A 17195-nucleotide genomic window follows, 5' to 3' on the forward strand; every position below is an offset into this window, starting at 1 on the left:
GGATGCACCAACGCAGTGTGTCCCGCCGCCCTGTCCCCATGGCGGTGCATGGCGGTGCGATCGCGGCGAATCGTGGCCTGGATGGCACTGCAATGGTGCAAAAAGTAACTCGGGCGCATAGCATGTAACCACTTTCGGCATACCTGCCAGGCCGGCGCCCAGGCCCGGACGGCACCGTGCGAGGGAGATGGCACGGTCCATGCTTGGAGCGTGGACATCCCTAATCAGCCACCCCCGGAGGAACCATGTCCCGTGTATCCATGAAGTCCTTGAGCGTCGCCCTCGTTGCCGCCCTGCCTCTGCTGGCCAGCGCACAACTGACGGGCAACGTCAGCCTGACCACCAACTACAAGTTCCGTGGCCAGGACCAGGACGCCAGCCGGGTCAAGGCCGTCAAGCCCGCCATCCAGGGCGGCTTCGACTACAGCTTCGGCGACAGCGGCTGGTATCTGGGCAACTGGAACTCCAGCGTGGACTGGCTGCCGGGCAATTCCATCGAGATGGATTTCTACGGCGGCTACAAATTCAAGGCCGGCGACGTGGACCTGGACCTGGGCGCGCTGACCTATGCGTACCCCGGCAATTCCGTCGGCAACACCACCGAACTCTACGGCGCGGCAACCTACGGCCCGCTGACGGCGAAGTACTCGCACACCATCTCCAAGGACTACTTCGGCTGGGCTTCCGCCAAGACGACCAGCAACAAGGGCCGCAACACCGGCTACCTGAACCTGGCCTATGCGCAGGAAGTGGCTCCCAAGACGACGTTGAAGGCATCGGTCGGCTTCACGCGCTTCGCCAGCGACATCAAGGACCTGGGCGTGCCCAACTACATGGACTACAGCGTGGGCGGTGCCTATGACTTCGGTTCGGGCCTGTCCCTGTCGGCCGCCGTGGTGGGCGCCAACAAGAAGGCCTTCTTCGGCCCGGTCAACAAGTCGCGCGTGATCGTCGCGCTCACGAAAACCCTGTAAGACAACGGGCGCCGAGGGGTGCCTCCAATGGAGAAAAGCAACATGAAAATGGTGACAGCCATCATCAAACCCTTCAAGCTCGACGAGGTGCGCGAAGCCCTGTCGGATATCGGGGTCCAAGGGATTACGGTGACCGAGGTCAAGGGCTTCGGCCGCCAGAAGGGCCACACGGAGTTGTACCGCGGCGCCGAATACGTGGTGGACTTCCTCCCCAAGGTGAAGATCGAGGCAGCCGTGTCCGACGAGCTGGTGGACCGCGTCATCGAAGCCATCGAGGGGGCCGCGCGCACCGGCAAGATCGGCGACGGCAAAGTCTTCGTGTGCCACCTGGAGCAGGTCGTCCGCATCCGCACCGGCGAGACCGGCAAGGAAGCCCTGTAAGGCCCGGTCCCCCGCGCCTGTCACCAGACACCCAAGAGAAACTGCCATGAAAAAACTGCTTGCTTCCTTCCTGCTGGGGTTGAGCCTGATGGCCTCCGGCACCGCCGTGCTGGCCCAGACGCCCGCGGCATCCGAACCCGCATCGGCCACGGCACCCGCCGCCGCCCCTGCGCCAGTGGTGGCCGCACCCGCACCGGCGGAAGCCGCCGCGGCCGCAGCACCTGCCGCCGCCCCCACGCCCAAGCTCGATTCGGGCGACACGGCGTGGATGCTGACCTCCACGCTGCTTGTGATCCTCATGACCATCCCGGGCCTGGCCCTGTTCTACGGCGGCCTGGCCCGCTCCAAGAACATGTTGTCGGTGCTGGTGCAGGTGTTCGTGATCTTCTCGCTGATGAGCGTGCTGTGGGCCGTGTACGGCTACACCCTCACGTTCGGCGGCGAAGGCACGTTCTTCGGCGGCTTCGACAAGATCTTCCTCAAGGGCATCGCGCCGGACACGCTCTCGGGCGCGCTGCCGACCATCCCCGAGTACGTGTTCGTGGCCTTCCAGGGCACCTTCGCGGCCATCACCGTGGCGCTGATCGTGGGCTCGTTCGCCGAACGCATCAAGTTCTCCGCCGTGCTGATCTTCAGCGTGCTGTGGTTCACCTTCAGCTACATCCCCATGGCGCACATGGTGTGGGGCGGCGGCCTTTTGGCGAAGGACGGCGCGCTCGACTTCGCCGGCGGCACCGTGGTGCACATCAACGCCGGGATCGCCGGCCTGGTGGGCGCCTACATGGTGGGCAAGCGCATCGGCTTCGGCAAGGAAGCGCTCACGCCCCACAGCCTGACGCTGACGATGGTCGGTGCCTCGCTGCTGTGGGTGGGCTGGTTCGGCTTCAACGCCGGCTCCGCCGGTGCCGCCAACGGCGCTGCGGGCCTGGCCTTCATCAACACCGTCCTGGCCACGGCCGCCGCCACGCTGAGCTGGCTGGCCGGCGAGTCGCTGCACAAGGGCAAGGCCTCCATGCTGGGCGCCGCATCGGGTGCCGTGGCGGGCCTGGTGGCCGTCACGCCGGCCGCCGGTTTCGTCGGTCCCATGGGCTCCATCGTGCTCGGCCTGATCGCCGGCGTGGTCTGCCTCTGGGGCGTGGGTGGCCTCAAGAAGATGCTGGGCGCCGACGATGCGTTCGACGTGTTCGGCGTGCACGGCTTGGGCGGCATCATCGGTGCCATCCTGACCGGCGTGTTCGCATCGCAAGGCCTGGGCGGCACGGGTGGCCTGACCCCCGACACGTTCGCCATGGGTGCACAGGTCTGGATCCAGCTCAAGAGCGTGCTGATCACCATCGTGTGGTCCGGCGTCGTGGCCTTCATCGCCTACAAGATCGCCGACCTGCTGGTGGGCCTGCGCGTGCCGGAAGAAGCCGAGCGCGAAGGCCTGGACATCACTTCGCACGGCGAGACCGCCTACAACCGCTGATCGGCTGAGATCCCTGCCGCGGTGACTGGTGGCATCGCGGCGGTGCGACAACAAGCGAGATATTCCTCCTGGACATTGGGCCCGCCGCAAGGTGGGCCTTTTTTTTGGCCCGCGGCCACCGGCCGCGAATAATGGATGGAGCAGACCGGCGCGCCAGTGGTGACGTGCCCAGCCCCTTCCACCGCCTTCCCAGGAGACCCCCCCATGCCCATGGACTGGCGTCCCGCCACTTCCGAGCCCGACCAGTTGGGCGAATCGCCTTTCTGGCACCCCGTCGAATCGCGCCTGTACTGGGTGGACATCGCCGGCCGGGCGCTGTGCCGGCTGCACCCGGCCTCGGGCCGGGCCGAGCGCTGGGCCATGCCGTCCGAGCCCGGCTGCATCGCGCCCGCGCGCACCGCTGGCCAGCCCAGCGGCCTGGTGATCGCCCTGCGCGACACCCTTTACCGCGCCAAGGACTGGGGCGGCCCCCTGGTGCCGGTGGCCCGGCTGCCGATCGATCCGGCCACGGAGCGGGCCAACGACGGCAAGTGCGACGCGCTGGGCCGCTTCTGGGTGGGCACCATGCACGAGCCCGCCGCGGGCCCCCGCCAGCCGGTGGCCGCGCTGTACTGCGTGGATGGGCGCGGCGACGGGGTGCCCCGCGTGCGCCGGATGCTGGACGGGGTGGCCACGGCCAACGGCCTGGCCTGGTCCCCCGATGGCGGCACGCTGTACTGGGTCGATACCCCCTCGCACACCATCCGGGCCTGGGCGTGCGATGCCTCGGGCGAGCCCGTGGGCGCGCCGCGCGTGCTGCATGCCTTCGCGCCCAAGCCCGATGGCTGGAAGCCCGGCCAGCCGGGCTACGGCGGCCGGCCCGACGGCGCGGCGGTGGATGCCGAGGGCCACTACTGGTGCGCCATGTACGAGGGCGGCCGCGTGCTGCGGCTGTCGCCCGGAGGCGAGATCGTGGCCGACCTCCCTGTGCCGGCGCAGTGCCCCACCATGCCCTGCCTGGGCGGAGACGGGCCGGAGGGCGCCACGCTGTTCGTCACCTCGGCCCGCCAGGGGCGCCCGGCCGACGAGCTGGCGCGCGAGCCGCATTCGGGCCACCTGCTGGTCGCCGGCGGGCGCCTGCCGGTGGCCGGGCGGCCGGTGAACTGGTACGAAGAGGGACAGCTGCCCGCCGGCCTCGCCTGAGCACTGGGGCGCCGCGCCGGATGGCCTGCAGCCGGGACGGTGGATTCACGCCCGGCGTTCAAAAAATTCACGGCCGGCCGAGCCCTGCCGGCACCCGTTGGCGAAGGGGGGCCGGTACGATCCACGCCATGGACTCCGCCCTCCGCCAGATCATCGACCGCGTGCGCGACAGCGTCCAGCGCCAGGCCCCCGTATGCATCCGCGGCGGCGGCACCAAGGACTTCCATGGCGGTGCCGTGCTGCAGGGCGAGCGCCTGGACACCACGGCCCTGTCGGGCATCGTGAACCACGAGCCGAGCGAGCTGGTCGCCACCGTGCGCGCCGGCACGCCGCTGGCCGAGCTGGAGGCCGCGCTGGCGGCCCACGGCCAGTGCCTGCCCTTCGAGCCGCCGCATTTCGGCCCGGGCGCGACCGTGGGCGGCATGGTGGCCGCCGGGCTGTCGGGGCCCGCGCGCGCGAGTGTGGGCGCGGTGCGCGACTACGTGCTGGGGCTGGAGCTGGTCAACGGCCGGGCCGAGCTGCTGCGCTTCGGCGGCCAGGTGATGAAGAACGTGGCGGGCTACGACGTCTCGCGCCTCATGGTGGGCGCCTGGGGCACGCTGGGCGTGCTCACCGAGGTCAGCCTGAAGGTGCTGCCCGTGCCGCCGGCCGAGGCCACCCTGCGCTTCGATGCCAACCCCGCAGACGCGCTGCGCCGGCTGCAGGCCTGGGGCGGGCAGCCGCTGCCCCTGAACGCCAGCCGCTGGGAAGGCGGTCCCGGGGGCACGGGCCTGCTCTGGGTGCGGCTGCGCGGGGCCGTGGCCGCCGTGGAGGCCGCCTGCCGCAGCATGGGGGGCGAGCGCCTGGACACCGCCGCCGCGGCCACTGCCTGGCAGGCCTGCCGCGAGCAGACCCTGCCGTGGTTCGCTGCCCGGGCCGAGCGACCGGACCTGGCCCTTTGGCGCCTGTCGGTGCCCGCCGCCGCCCCGATGCTGGCGCTGCCCGCCGGTGTGGCGGCGCCGCTGATCGAATGGCACGGCGCCCTGCGCTGGGTGCAGGCCCCGCCGGAAGCGGGCGCGGCGCTGCACGAGGCGGCGCAGGCCGTGGGCGGGAGTGCTTCTCTTTTTGTAGCAAACAAGGCAATCGGTACTAGGGCATCAGGCCATTTCGATCCGGTATTGCCCGCTACGCTGGCACAGATCCATGCGCGGCTGCAGCAGGCGTTCGATCCGGCGGGCATCTTCAACCCCGGCCGGATGGGCCCGGGGCGGTAGCGCCATGCGGCTGCTGCGGCACCTCACCGGCCGGCACCGGACCCCGTCCACCAACCGGCTGCTCGGCCTGCTGCTGGCCTTCAACGCCGGGGCGGTGAACGCGGGCGGTTTTCTGGTCGTGCACCGGTACACCTCGCACATGACGGGGTTCCTGTCGATGGTGGCCGACAACCTGGTGCTGGGCAACATGGCGCTGGTGCTGGGCGCGGTGGGCACGCTGTGGGCCTTCATGTCGGGCGCGGGCACCACGGCCATTCTGGTCAACTGGGCGCGCCACCACCGGCTGCGCAGCGGCTTCGCGCTGCCGCTGCTGCTGGAGGCCGTGCTGCTGCTGGTCTTCGGGCTGCTGGGCGCCATCACGCTGGAATGGCGCACGCCGTTTGCCGTGCCGCTCACCGTGCTGCTGCTGGCCTTTTTGATGGGGCTGCAGAACGCGGTGGTCACCAAGATGTCCTCGGCGCAGATCCGCACCACGCACATGACCGGCGTGGCGACCGACCTGGGCATCGAGATCGGCAAGATGCTGTACTGGAACCGCAACGGCACTCCCCCCGAGGCGCAGGTGCACGCCAACCAGGCGCGGCTGCGGCTGTTCGCCAGCCTGCTGGCCATGTTCACCGTGGGGGGCATCGTGGGCGCGGCCGGGTTCAAGCACGTGGGTTTCATCTGGGTCGTGCCGCTGGCCGCCATCCTGCTCGGTCTGTCGCTGCCGCCGCTGGCGGCCGATTTCGAACACCTGGCCCGGCTCTGGCGCGCCCGCCGCGCGCTGGCCCAGCGCGCGCCGCACGCCGAGCCCCCCGGCCCCTGACCACCCCACCGCCGAGACACGCCATGCAAACCACGCTCGCCCCCGAATTCCAGGGCACGCCCGAAGGGCAGGAGGCCGAAGCCATCCTGCGCAAGTGCGTGCATTGCGGCTTTTGCACCGCCACCTGCCCCACCTACCAGCTGCTGGGCGACGAGCTGGACGGCCCGCGCGGGCGCATCTACCTCATCAAGCAGGTGCTGGAGGGCGAGCAGCCCACGCGCAAAACGCAGCTGCACCTGGACCGCTGCCTGACCTGCCGCAACTGCGAGACCACCTGCCCGAGCGGCGTGCAGTACGGCCACCTGGTGGACATCGGCCGCAAGATCGTGGACGAGAAGGTGCCGCGCCCGCTGGGCGAGCGCGCCCTGCGCTGGGCGCTCAAGGAGGGCCTGCCGTCGCCCTGGTTCGGCCCGGCCATGAAGGCGGGGCAGGCCGTGCGCGGGCTGCTGCCCGAGGGCCTGCGCGCCAAGGTGCCGGCGCCGCGCGACGCCGGGGCGTGGCCCGGGCGCGAGCACGCGCGCAAGGTGCTCCTGCTGGCCGGCTGCGTGCAGCCCGCCATGGCGCCCAACATCAACGCCGCCACGGCGCGCGTGCTCGATGCGGCGGGCATCCAGACCGTCGTGGCGCCGCAGGCCGGCTGCTGCGGCGCGGTGCGGTTCCACCTGAACGACCAGGCGGGCGGCAAGGCGCAGATGCGCGCCAACATCGATGCGTGGTGGCCCTTCGTGGAGCAGGGCGGTGTCGAGGCCATCGTCATGAATGCCTCGGGCTGCGGCGTCACCGTCAAGGACTACGGCCACCTGCTGCGGGACGACCCGGCCTATGCCGAGCGCGCCACGCGCATCAGCGCGCTGACGCAGGACCTGTCCGAGTGGCTGCCCGAGCTGCTGGCCGGGCTGGCCGGCACGCTGCGCGGCCGCGTGGTGCCGCCGGACACGCTGTTCGCCTACCACCCGCCGTGCACCCTGCAGCACGGCCAGAAGCTGCGCGGCGGCGTCGAGACGCACCTGAGCGCCCTGGGCTTTCGGGTGCGGGTGGCGCGCACCGAGGCGCACCTGTGCTGCGGCTCGGCCGGCACCTATTCGGTGCTGCAGCCGGAGCTGGCCTATCCGCTGCGCGACCGCAAGCTCGCGGCGCTGGGCGAGGCGTTCGGCGAGCCGCCGCCCGGGGCCATCCTGTCGGCCAACATCGGCTGCATCACCCACCTGCAAAGCGGCACGCCGCTGCCGGTGCGCCACTGGGTGGAAGTGCTCGACGAGGCGCTGTCGCCCGCCGCCCGCTGACCTGCCGGCCCCGAGGCTGGCATGATGGTGGGTTTTGACCGCCGCGCTGACGCGCACCAACCGCGTTTTCCTCTGCCATGACCGACTCCGTGACCGCACAAGAACAACAGAACCACGTCCCCGCGCCGGCCTCCACCTCGGCGGCCGTGACCGACGCTTCCAGCGCACCGGTGGTGACCGACGCCGCTGCCGCCACGGCATCGCCCGCGGCCGATGGCCCGCAGGCGGGCGAAGGGCCGCAGGAGGAGGCCGCGCCGCGCGCCGACCGCCCTGCCTCGCGCCGCGGCGGCCGCAACCGCCGCAAGCCCGGTGGTGCCCCGGTCGCCGAAGGCGCCGCGCCCGCAGCGCAGGCCGCGCCCCGCAACGGCAAGGGCGCCGGCCCGCAAGGCCCGCAAGGCCCGCGCCGCACGCATCCCGCGCTGGAACAACTGGCCGCGCTGTACCCGCACCTGTTCGGCGCGCAGTTCCTGCCGCTCAAGCGGGGCATCTTCCAGGACCTGCAGGCCGCCCACCCCGACCTGTTCGAGCGCGATGCGCTCAAGCTCGCCCTGGGCATCCACACCCGGTCCACGCGCTACCTGCAGGTGGTGGCCGAAGGCCGCCAGCGCCACGACCTGCAGGGCCATGCCGTGGAGGCCATGGCCCCCGAGCATGTGCATCATGCGCTGCTGGAAGTGTTCCGCCGCCGCAAGCCCCGCGACGGCGAGGACATGACCGCCAAGCTGCGCCGCCGCATCGCGCAGGCCTACGAGGCCTCGGGCCTCACCCGCGAGGCGTACGACGCGCTGGTGCGGGGCCGCGACGAGGCCGCCAATGCCCTGCTCGACGAAGCCTTCGCCGAAGTGGCCGAGCGCGACGCCAAGGCCGAGGCGCTGCTGCGTGCCTTCGAGGCCAGCGGCAGCACGGTGGCGCAGTTCGCCGACATGTACGGCATGGACCCGCGCACGGCCGAACGCTCGCTGCACCGCGCGCGCCAGCTGCGCGCCGCGCCGTTGGCGGCTCCGGCCGCACCGGCTGCCGACGCGCCGTCCGAACCTCCGGCCGAGCCCGCCGCCTGAGCCCGCGCGGCCCGGCCGGCGCAGCCTCCTGACACGACGCTGTCAGGAGGGCCCCCGCACCATGGCGTCCTTCGCAACAACGACCGAAAGGACCTTTCCGCCATGAGCTCTTCTGCCCCCGCCTCTTCCGTTTCCGCCATCAGCTGGTTCGAGATCCCCTGCGCCGACCTCGGCCGCGCCCAGGCCTTCTACGAACAGGTGCTGGGCCGGCCCATGCAACGCCAGACGATGGGCGGCGATCCGCTGGCCGTCTTCGCCTACGACCGGCCGGCCACCGGCGGCTGCCTCATCGAAGGCCCGAGCCGCCGCGTGGCGCCCGATGCCGGCACGCGCATCTACCTCGACTGTGCCCCGGGCCTGAACGCCGCCGTCGAGCGCATCGCCCCGGCGGGCGGGCGCGTGATCGATGCCTGCATCGAGCTGCCGAACGGCATCGGCTTCATCGCGCACCTGTGCGACACCGAGGGCAACACCGTCGGCCTGCACGCCATGGCGCGCTGAAGGGGCGGGCCGCATGTCTCCCACCCTGGAAACCTTCGGCGCCTTCACCGTCGCCGGCATCGCCACGCGCACCTGCAACCGCCAGGAGCGCGACCCTGCCCAGGCCCGCATCGGCCCGCTGTGGCAGCGGTTCGCCGCCGAGGGCGTGGCCCAGCGGGTGCAGCAGCCCGGCCTGGCGCCGCCCCGCGTGGTGGGCGTGTACAGCCGGTATGCGTCCGACCACGAGGGCGAATTCGACGTGCTCGCGGGCGTGGCCCTGGACGGCGGCAGTGCCGCGCCCGGCCTCGAGCGCGTGCAGGTGCCGGCCGGCCTCTACCTCGTGTTCCGCCGGCAGGGCGCGCTGCCGCAGGCCGTGATCGACACCTGGGGCGCGGTGTGGGCGCACTTCGGGCAGCACCCCGTGCCGCGCCGCCGCTTCGACGTCGATTTCGAGGCCTACGAAGGCCCCGACCAGGTGGCCGTCTGCATCGGCGTGCAGGGCTGACGCGCCCTGTGCGGGGCAGGGCACAATCCTCGCCCACGCCCCGATCCCGCCCCGATTGCCTGAACCCATGCGCCGCGCCGACCGCCTGTTCCAGATCGTCCAGCTCATCCGGGGCCGGCGCCTGTCCACGGCCGACTTCCTGGCCCAGCGGCTGGAGGTCTCGGCGCGCACCATCTACCGCGACGTGGCCGACCTGCAGCACCAGGGCGTGCCCATCGAGGGCGAGGCCGGCGTGGGCTACCGCCTGGGCGCAGGCTTCGACCTGCCGCCGCTCATGTTCAGCCAGGGTGAAGCCAACGCCCTGGTCGCCGCCGCCCGGCTGGCGCAGTCCTGGCTGGACACCGGCCTGGCCGGCGAGGTGGAAAGCGTCCTGGGCAAGATCCTTTCGGTGCTGCCGCCCGCGGCGCGCGCGGCCGCCGAGGCCCAGGCGCTCTATGCCCCGGCCGTGGCGGTGGACCCGCGCACCCAGGCCCTGCTGCGCCCGCTGCGCGAGGCCGTGCAGTCCCGCCATGTGGTGCGGCTGCACTATGCCGACGAACAGGGGCGCCCCAGCGAGCGCCGGGTGCGGCCGCTGGGGTGCTTTTACTGGGGCAAGGTCTGGACGCTGTCCACCTGGTGCGAGCTGCGCGATGACTTTCGCGGCTTTCGCGTGGACCGGATCGTCTCGCTCGACGTGCTGGACGAGCGCTTCACCGTGGAGCCCGGCCGCTCGCTGGCCGACATGCTGCGCCACGTGTGGGGCCGCCCCGGGGTCGGGCCCGGCGGCGGCTGAGGATGGGCCGCCAGCAGGCGCCTGCCTGCGGCCCCTGGCAAGGGCCGGTGCCTGTCAGCGCGGCAGTTCCAGCTCGGGCGGGGTGCACAGGCGCCCGTTCCAGCAGGCCCCCAGGACCAGGGTCCGGGCGCCCGACGCGCTTTGCATCAGGCCGCGCAACAGGCCGTTGCGGTCCACCGTGAACTGCTCGGCGCGGTAGGCCTCGCTCGTGGGGCCGCTGGGGGCCGTGCAGGTGCGCGTGCCTTCCGAGTCCAGGCCCTCGCCCGACAGGCGGTAGGTGCCCCGGTACTCGCAGGCCGTCAGCAGATCCGCGGTCCGCGTGTCCATGCGAAAGACGTTGTCGCGCACGACCATGTCGATGCTGATGGCGGTCGGGGTGGGCGACCAGAACGGATACACCTGGGCGGAAAAGGCCTTGTTGAAGCGCACCAGGTGGTCTTCGTAGCGGAAGCGCGAAATCCGACGCGGCGTGTCGAAGGGCAGCGTGATGGTGGCGGTCGTGGGGCTGTCGAACACGATCGTCGCCGCACCCATGGTCGAGGCCACTTCCGCGGGGCGGATGGCGCCGCCGATCACCGGGCCGTTGCGGAATTCGGTCAAGGGCACCGTGAACTGGGCGTTGGTGTCGCGGTTCGCAGTGCTGCCCTGCATGAACAGCGAAGAGCCGTCGGTGCGGTAGCCCAGGTAGGACAGCACCAGCGCGCGGCTGCCGTTCTGGGTGTCGATCTGCAGGCTGCGGCCCGGTCGGCCATTCAACTCGCCGTCGAAGGCCCAGATGCCGGGCTGCACCACGATGTCGGATGGCGAAGCGCCCCATGCGCAGGTGCCCGGGCTGCCGAGCATGACTGCGCCCGCATGGCAGGCGCCCATGAAGAAGGATTCGATCCCGTCCTTGCGCAGCGTGCCGGTGGCCAGGCCATAAGCGTCGACGGCGAACTGCTCGATCCGGTACGGACTGCGCTGCTGGGTGCCGGAAGGGTCCACGCAACTGGCGGTGCCGTCGGATTCGATGCCCTGTCCGCGCTTTTGGTAGGTGCCCGAGTAGGAGCACAGGCGGCCGTCGGACGTGCTCAGCTGGCTCATCAGGAAATTGCCGTCGCGCAGTTCGACGCGGTAGGAGGCGGCGGGCGTCGTTGACAGGCGGGTGGAATAGGTCTGCAGGGTGTATTGCGTGCCGCTGGTCGGGACTCCATACGTGAAGCGCGAGATGCGGCGCGTCACGTCGCCCGGCAGCGTGACGGTGCCGGAGGTGGGCGAGTCGAAGGCCAGCTGGATCTCGCCCGGGCTGCCCGCCACTTCGCCGTTGCCCGCACCGCCGCCGATCACGGGCGGCCCGTTGCGGAACTCCTGCAGCGGGCCCCGGAAGGCCGAGCTGTCGCCGCCGCGCAGGCCGCTGGCCTGCAGGAACACGGACGACCCGTCGGCGCGGTAGCCCAGGTAGGACACGATGAGGGCGCGGCCCTGCTCGGTATCGATCTGCAGGCTGCGCCCGGGCTGGCCGTTCAGCTCGCCGTCGAAGGCCCACAGGCCCGGCTCCGGCTCGGCATTGGGCGGGGTGGTGGTCTGCGCCCAGGCCGAAGAGGCCAGGATCAGGCCCCCGGCGCAGAGCGCGAGTGTCTTGGTCATTGCGAAGCGGGACATGCGGGAAGTTCCTCCTTGGATTGGAATCAGGGTGCCGTGGCCTGCAACAGGCCCGACGCGAAATGCCTGCCAGCCCCGTCGAGGCAGGCGGCAGTTCTGCGAAAAAAGCGGGATCCGGCTGGCTGACGCCATTCGCGACCCTGCCGGGGAAAGGCGGTCCGGCGCCCTCATCACCCGGTTTTGGATTTGCTCCTGTTTTTGTAGCGATATGCCCTAGAAAATCATGCCCTGCAGGCCTTTTTCTCCAAAAAAAGTCCGTATCCCCCACCTTCAGCGTGATCTTCACCGCCGCAGGACAAGGCATGCGAAAAGTTCCTTCCGGCATATGGAATGAGGGGCGAAGACCCGTAATAGATACAAATTCAACGGGCCTGCCAATCCCCCCTATGGTGGGGTGTGGGCTTTGACAAGCCCGCCCGGCGGGGCGAACGGCGCTGTGGCGCGGGGTTGCGCCCCTCGATCGATTCGACACTTTCCTACGTATTGAAACCTCTTTGACCGATGGTTTCGCCCGATCGCCGCTCGGGCGGTTACTTTCGGCGCGTGCATGCCGCCATGCACCGGTGCGAAAAAACCCCAAGCCTCCCGACGCGGCCCCTGCTGCGCGCGGCCGGCGGCCACAACGCAAAACAGCGCCGTTTCCCATCCAGACGAGGAGACCACAACGCATGCAGAACGACGATCCGAAAGACCGTGCCGCCTTCGACTCGGCCATCCAGGCCCTGAAGGCGGAGATCGCCAACGCCGGGGCCCACCTCTCGCTGGATGCTTCGGCCCGGCTGGCCTACACCCGGCAGATCCAGGCCATGGCCAACGACCTGCAGTTCGAGGCGATGAGCGGCCGCATCACCTGGGCCCAGGCGGCCGAGCAGGCCCAGGTGGCGCGCAACACCATCATGGAGATCATCCGCGGGCGCAGCACGCCCATCGGGCGCGCCATGGCGCAGAGCCTGAAGGCCGAGGGCCGGACGCTCAACGAGCTCATCGCCCGCAAGGCCCAGCAGATCCACGGGCCCACCGTGCAGTTCGACCGGCTCACGGCGGCGCAGCAGAACGCGGTGTACGGCGAGATCGTCCAGTCCGCCGGCCGTTCCAACCCCAAGGTCACGCAGACCATGCGCGGCCTGTCGCGCGCGGGCCGGGGGCTGATCGTGCTGTCCATCGCCCTTTCGGTCTACAACGTGGCGACGGCCGACGACAAGACCGCCGCAGCGGGCAAGGAACTCGCCGTGGCCGGGGCGGGGATCGGCGGCGGCATCGCCGGGGGCGCGCTGGCGGGCCTGGCCTGCGGGCCCGGCGCGCCGGTGTGCGTGACCATCGGGGCGTTCGTGGGCGGCGCGCTGGCGGCCTTCGGCGTGGATTTCCTGTGGTGAGCGGCGGGCCGGCGATGCGCATCCTCACCCCCGCCGACATTTCCCTGGCACCCTTGCCCGCCGAGGGCGGCGAGGCCCCGATGCAAAGCCGGGTCGTGCAGGGCGGCATGCCCCTGCAGGCCCGCGTGGACGGGCTGGTGCTGGAGGCGGCCTTCGAGTGCCGGGGCTTTCACCTGCTGTTCACCACCGACGATGTGCCGCAGGAAGACCTGCTGCACATCACGCTGTTCGATGGCCAGTGGCAACCGCTGGACGCGGCCACCATCGGCGGGGCCTACACCACGGGGCGTTTTTCGCTGATCGGGCTGGAGGGCGAGCACACCGTGCGGTTCCGCTTCATCGGCGACACCGACTGGAGCGTGGAGATTTTGCCCAGCCCGGGCTTTCGCATGCCGCTGGTCTCGGAGCCCCGGGGCGTCACGCGGGCGCTGGGGTTCTCCAGGCACTTCGTGGTGCGCGGCGATCCGCAGCCGCAGCGCTGAAAGCAGTCAAGGGGGGCATTGCCCTGCGCGCATCCGTTCGCCGAATCCCTGCAGGCTGAGATTTCCTGCGGAGGAGAACCATGTTGCTCAAAAACCTGTCCGCCAGTGCCGCGGACTTCGTCAATACCGTCTGGCCTGCCATTCAGCATTACCCGCTGGTGGGCGGCGGCAAGATCCGGCCGGTTGAGGCCAATGCGGCGCGCGACTTCAAGGACGAACTCGATCTTTTGGCGGGCATTGATGCCTGGCAAGTGATGAACCAGCCCGGAGCGATACGGGGTCTGGCAAGCCGTGTGCAGTGGACCGAGGAAAACCACCGCAGCTTCACCATCCGTTATGCCCGCCCGTCGGGTGCGGAGACCGAATACCAGAAGCGGCTGATGGCGCTCAATGCTCGGCAGGAGGGCTATGTGTTCCCGCACCTCACGGTGCAGGCTTTCTTGTCCGGCCAGGGGGGGCGCCTTCGCTCGGCGGCCGTCGTCAAGACAGAAGATCTGATCCGCGCCGCGCAGTTCATCGTCACCAATGCCAAAGCCCCGCGCCCCGCTTTCTACGGCATGGTTCCACAACCGGACGGTGGGCAGTTTCTGTACCTGAAGTGGGACTACCTGGCCTACAAGAAGGTGCCGATGGAGATCATCGATCTCGAAAAGCCCGTGGCCGCCGTGTAGGCCAGGCTCAGCGCTTGAGGGCGGCCTCGATGTCGCCCGCCATGGACTGCGGCGTGTCCCGCGGGCCGTAGCGGCGCAGCACCTGCCCGTCCCGGCCGATGAGGAACTTGGTGAAGTTCCACTTGATCGCCTGGGTGCCCAGCAGGCCCGGGGCCTCGGCCTTGAGCCAGCGGTACAGCGGGTCGGCGTCGGCGCCGTTCACGTCGATCTTGGCCATCATCGGAAAGCTCACACCGTAGTTGAGCTGGCAGAAGCTGGCGATCTCGTCGTTGCTGCCCGGGTCCTGGCGGCCGAACTGGTTGCAGGGAAACCCCAGCACGGCCAGCCCCTTGGGGCCGTATTGCTGGTGCAGGGCCTCCAGCCCGGCGAACTGCGGCGTGAAGCCGCAGGCGCTGGCCGTGTTGACGATGAGCAGCAGATGCCCCGCGTACTGCCGCAGGGGCACGGTCTGGCCGTTCATCTGCCGGGCCTCGAAGTCGTAGACGCTGGTCATGGCGGGCATCCCTTGCAAGAAAGGTGGATGGATTGGATCGATCAGGCGCCGCCACGCCGGCAGGGTGTTCACCGGGTCTTGGCGGCAGCGGCATTCTCGCCGGAGAAGTACGGAATCATCATGCGGTTGCCGTCGGCGCCGGTGTCGCGGATGTATTCGAGCGAGAACTGCTCGCCCAGGCGCCGCAGCTCGCGGCGCAGCTCGAAGTCGGGCGTCTCCACCTTGATGCCGTTGCGCGCCAGCTCGGCGATGGAGGCGGTGGACGCGGCGCTGCTGGCGTTCCATCCGCGCACCTGGGCCTGGGCGGCGGCCTCCTCGACGATCTTGCGCGTGCCTTCGGGCAGGGCCAGCCACTGGGCCTTGTTCACCAGCACGAGGTTCTTCGGGTACCAGGCATGCACGTTGTAGAAGTATTTGATGGGCAGATCCCACACCTTGTTCTCCACGCCCGTGACGGGCGAGGTGAACAGCGTGTCGATCTGCCGGTCCAGCACGGCCTGGTTGATGCCCTTGGTGGGCACGTCCACCGGCGTGGCGCCCATCAGTTGGGCGATGCGCACGGTGCTGGGGCTGTAGCTGCGCATCCTGGCGCCGCGCAGGTCGCTCACGTGGCGGATGGACCGCGTGGTGAACAGCCCCTGGGCCGGCCAGGGCACGGCGTACAGCGGCACCAGGCCCTGCCGGTCCAGCGCCTCCTGCAGCACGGGGCGCTGCGCCTTCCACAGCCGCAGCGCGTCGTCGTAGCTGTCCACGATGAAGGGAATGGCGTCGGCCCCGGCCAGCTTGGTGTCGGCCGCCAGCGAGCTGAGCAGCACCTCGCCCGCCGCGATCTTGCCGGCGCGCACCTGGCCGGCGATCTCGGACAGCCGGGCCACGCTGTTGTCGGGGCGCACGTCGATCACCAGCGCGCCTTTCGTGCGGTCGTTCACCTCCTGGGCGAACTGCTGCAGGTTGACGGTGTGGAACACGTCGGGCAGGTAGCCCGTGGCGAGGGTCCACTTTGCCTGCGCCGACGCGGCGCCGGGCAGCGCCAAGGAACCGAGCGCCATGAAGAGCGCGCACCATGAACGACGTTTCATACCGAATCTCCGAAAGCGCGCAGCGCCGGCCTGCGGATGCATGACAACGGCGTACGCTGGTGACGTAACTTGCATGACTATACCGGCGCCCCGCGGGCACGCAAGCACCGGCCGGGAGAGCCTTGATTTCCATGGCGGCCAAGGGCCTTTGGGCTCCGGCCCTGCGGCGGGGCGGCCCCTGCGCGGCGGCCCGCCGGGCGCTCAGCGCCGCAGCGATGCGAGGAGGGCGGCGAACACGATCAGGCCCCCGCCCAGCAAGGTGCGCGGCTGCAGCTGCGCGGCCGACAGCAGCACCGACGACACGCTGGCGAACACCACCTCCGACAGCAGGATCACCGCCGTGGTGCCCGCCGCCAGCCGCGATGCCCCGTACTGCAGCGCCCCGTTGCCCAGCCACAGCGCCACCGCCAGCAGGGCGGCCGTGGCGATCCAGGTGGCGTTCACCGGGGGAAACGGCTCCACCACGCCGGCCTGCAGCCCGATGCAGGCCACCACCAGCGCCATCAGCATGCAGCCGCCGAACATGACGAACATGCGCGCCTGTCCAGGCACCGCATGCAGCCGCCGCAGCGTGACGTTGGTCAGCGCGAAGAGGAAGCCGCCCGCCAGCGCCAGCCCGTCGGCGAGCGACAGGTTCTGCAGCAGCCGGGACGGCGAGGTGCCCTCGGGCAGCAGCACCAGCACCACGCCGGTGAAGGCCAGCGCCAGCCGCAGCAGCGCCATGGGCGTGGGCCGCTCGCCCAGCACCCGCCAGGCCAGCAGCAGGCCCCAGACCGGCATCAGATAGAACAGCAGGACCACGCGCACCACGTCGCCCACGGTCACCGCCCAGTTGAAGGCCACGTTGTTCAGCCCCGAGCTCAGGGCCAGCAGCCACAGCTGCGGGTGCTGGCGCACCTGTGCCCACAGGCCCGGGCGCAGCGCCAGCAGGCCGGCCAGGATGGCGCTGTACATCACGGCGGTCGCCCACAGCGGGTGCAGCCCCGCCCCGTGCATCACCCGGAACGGCCACCATGCCAGGCCCCAGACGAAGGCATTGAACAGCAGGGCGAAATAGGGCAGCGGCGATGGCATGGAGCGTCGTGGTGCGGCAGGGGTGCCTCCGCTTCGCAGTCGGATGGGCACGGAAAAAGAGGGGCCGCAGCATCGGCATGATTTTCTGCCCTCTGACCCGTCCTGAATGAGGTTGACACCTTTCTGTTCATCAGAAAGGAAAGTCAAGTGGATCAATGGGTTAAGAGAACGCAGAAGGACTACACACTGGCCTTTAAGCTGGCGGTGGTGGATCAGGT

At 70.3% G+C, this 17195-nt stretch carries 18 protein-coding genes; 14 read left to right on the forward strand and 4 right to left on the reverse strand.

Annotated features, from left to right (window positions below):
• The first annotated feature begins 245 nt into the window (after positions 1-245).
• The 11 genes from AVMA1855_RS19800 to AVMA1855_RS19850 all read left to right on the forward strand — a co-directional run bounded on the left by AVMA1855_RS19800 (position 246) and on the right by AVMA1855_RS19850 (position 10164).
• Positions 246-974, forward strand: a complete 729-nt coding sequence (locus AVMA1855_RS19800) for a TorF family putative porin (protein WP_284427004.1) — start codon at positions 246-248, stop codon at positions 972-974.
• A 42-nt stretch (positions 975-1016) separates the two neighbouring features.
• Positions 1017-1355, forward strand: a complete 339-nt coding sequence (gene glnK, locus AVMA1855_RS19805; protein WP_092744562.1) for a P-II family nitrogen regulator — start codon at positions 1017-1019, stop codon at positions 1353-1355.
• 46 nt (positions 1356-1401) lie between these two features.
• A complete protein-coding gene (amt, locus tag AVMA1855_RS19810) occupies positions 1402-2823 on the forward strand; it encodes an ammonium transporter (protein ID WP_284427005.1) in 1422 nt (473 codons plus the stop codon).
• A gap of 210 nt (positions 2824-3033) precedes the next feature.
• Complete coding sequence (locus AVMA1855_RS19815) at positions 3034-4005, forward strand: SMP-30/gluconolactonase/LRE family protein (protein ID WP_284427021.1); 972 nt, start codon at positions 3034-3036, stop codon at positions 4003-4005.
• A gap of 128 nt (positions 4006-4133) precedes the next feature.
• On the forward strand, positions 4134-5258 hold the full coding sequence (gene glcE / locus AVMA1855_RS19820; protein ID WP_284427006.1) for a glycolate oxidase subunit GlcE: 1125 nt from the start codon (positions 4134-4136) through the stop codon (positions 5256-5258).
• 4 nt (positions 5259-5262) lie between these two features.
• Positions 5263-6066, forward strand: coding sequence for a YoaK family protein (locus tag AVMA1855_RS19825; RefSeq protein ID WP_284427007.1), 804 nt, complete (start codon positions 5263-5265; stop codon positions 6064-6066).
• Positions 6067-6089: 23 nt separating this feature from the next.
• On the forward strand, positions 6090-7349 hold the full coding sequence (glcF, locus tag AVMA1855_RS19830) for a glycolate oxidase subunit GlcF (protein WP_284427008.1): 1260 nt from the start codon (positions 6090-6092) through the stop codon (positions 7347-7349).
• 77 nt (positions 7350-7426) lie between these two features.
• Entirely contained in the window at positions 7427-8407 is a 981-nt protein-coding gene (locus AVMA1855_RS19835; protein WP_284427009.1) for a ProQ/FINO family protein, read from the forward strand.
• Between the two features lie 102 nt (positions 8408-8509).
• Positions 8510-8908: a VOC family protein gene (locus AVMA1855_RS19840; RefSeq protein WP_284427010.1), complete on the forward strand. Its 399-nt coding sequence runs from the start codon at positions 8510-8512 to the stop codon at positions 8906-8908.
• A 13-nt stretch (positions 8909-8921) separates the two neighbouring features.
• A complete protein-coding gene (locus AVMA1855_RS19845; RefSeq protein ID WP_284405752.1) occupies positions 8922-9392 on the forward strand; it encodes a GyrI-like domain-containing protein in 471 nt (156 codons plus the stop codon).
• A gap of 67 nt (positions 9393-9459) precedes the next feature.
• A complete protein-coding gene (locus AVMA1855_RS19850) occupies positions 9460-10164 on the forward strand; it encodes a helix-turn-helix transcriptional regulator (protein ID WP_284427011.1) in 705 nt (234 codons plus the stop codon).
• Positions 10165-10218: 54 nt separating this feature from the next.
• Here AVMA1855_RS19850 and AVMA1855_RS19855 read toward each other — a convergent pair whose 3' ends face one another.
• Entirely contained in the window at positions 10219-11805 is a 1587-nt protein-coding gene (locus AVMA1855_RS19855; RefSeq protein ID WP_284427012.1) for a hypothetical protein, read from the reverse strand.
• A 668-nt stretch (positions 11806-12473) separates the two neighbouring features.
• Here AVMA1855_RS19855 and AVMA1855_RS19860 point away from each other — a divergent pair.
• From AVMA1855_RS19860 to AVMA1855_RS19870, 3 genes are all read left to right on the forward strand, one after another.
• Complete coding sequence (locus tag AVMA1855_RS19860; RefSeq protein ID WP_272565948.1) at positions 12474-13178, forward strand: hypothetical protein; 705 nt, start codon at positions 12474-12476, stop codon at positions 13176-13178.
• A 14-nt stretch (positions 13179-13192) separates the two neighbouring features.
• Positions 13193-13660 (forward strand): hypothetical protein, encoded by a 468-nt coding sequence (locus tag AVMA1855_RS19865; protein ID WP_284427013.1) that lies wholly within the window; start codon positions 13193-13195, stop codon positions 13658-13660.
• 80 nt (positions 13661-13740) lie between these two features.
• Positions 13741-14331, forward strand: a complete 591-nt coding sequence (locus tag AVMA1855_RS19870) for a hypothetical protein (protein WP_272565945.1) — start codon at positions 13741-13743, stop codon at positions 14329-14331.
• 7 nt (positions 14332-14338) lie between these two features.
• On the opposite strand, the gene AVMA1855_RS19875 is transcribed toward AVMA1855_RS19870, so the two are convergent.
• The 3 genes from AVMA1855_RS19875 to AVMA1855_RS19885 all read right to left on the reverse strand — a co-directional run bounded on the left by AVMA1855_RS19875 (position 14339) and on the right by AVMA1855_RS19885 (position 16977).
• Complete coding sequence (locus AVMA1855_RS19875; protein WP_284427014.1) at positions 14339-14824, reverse strand: glutathione peroxidase; 486 nt, start codon at positions 14822-14824, stop codon at positions 14339-14341.
• 68 nt (positions 14825-14892) lie between these two features.
• Positions 14893-15903 carry a TRAP transporter substrate-binding protein gene (locus tag AVMA1855_RS19880; protein ID WP_284427015.1) on the reverse strand — a complete coding sequence of 337 codons (1011 nt, stop codon included), beginning with the start codon at positions 15901-15903 and terminating at the stop codon, positions 14893-14895.
• 201 nt (positions 15904-16104) lie between these two features.
• Positions 16105-16977 carry a DMT family transporter gene (locus AVMA1855_RS19885; protein WP_284427016.1) on the reverse strand — a complete coding sequence of 291 codons (873 nt, stop codon included), beginning with the start codon at positions 16975-16977 and terminating at the stop codon, positions 16105-16107.
• Positions 16978-17195: the final 218 nt, after the last annotated feature.

The organism is Acidovorax sp. SUPP1855, assembly GCF_030158955.1.
Taxonomy (GTDB): domain Bacteria; phylum Pseudomonadota; class Gammaproteobacteria; order Burkholderiales; family Burkholderiaceae_C; genus Paracidovorax.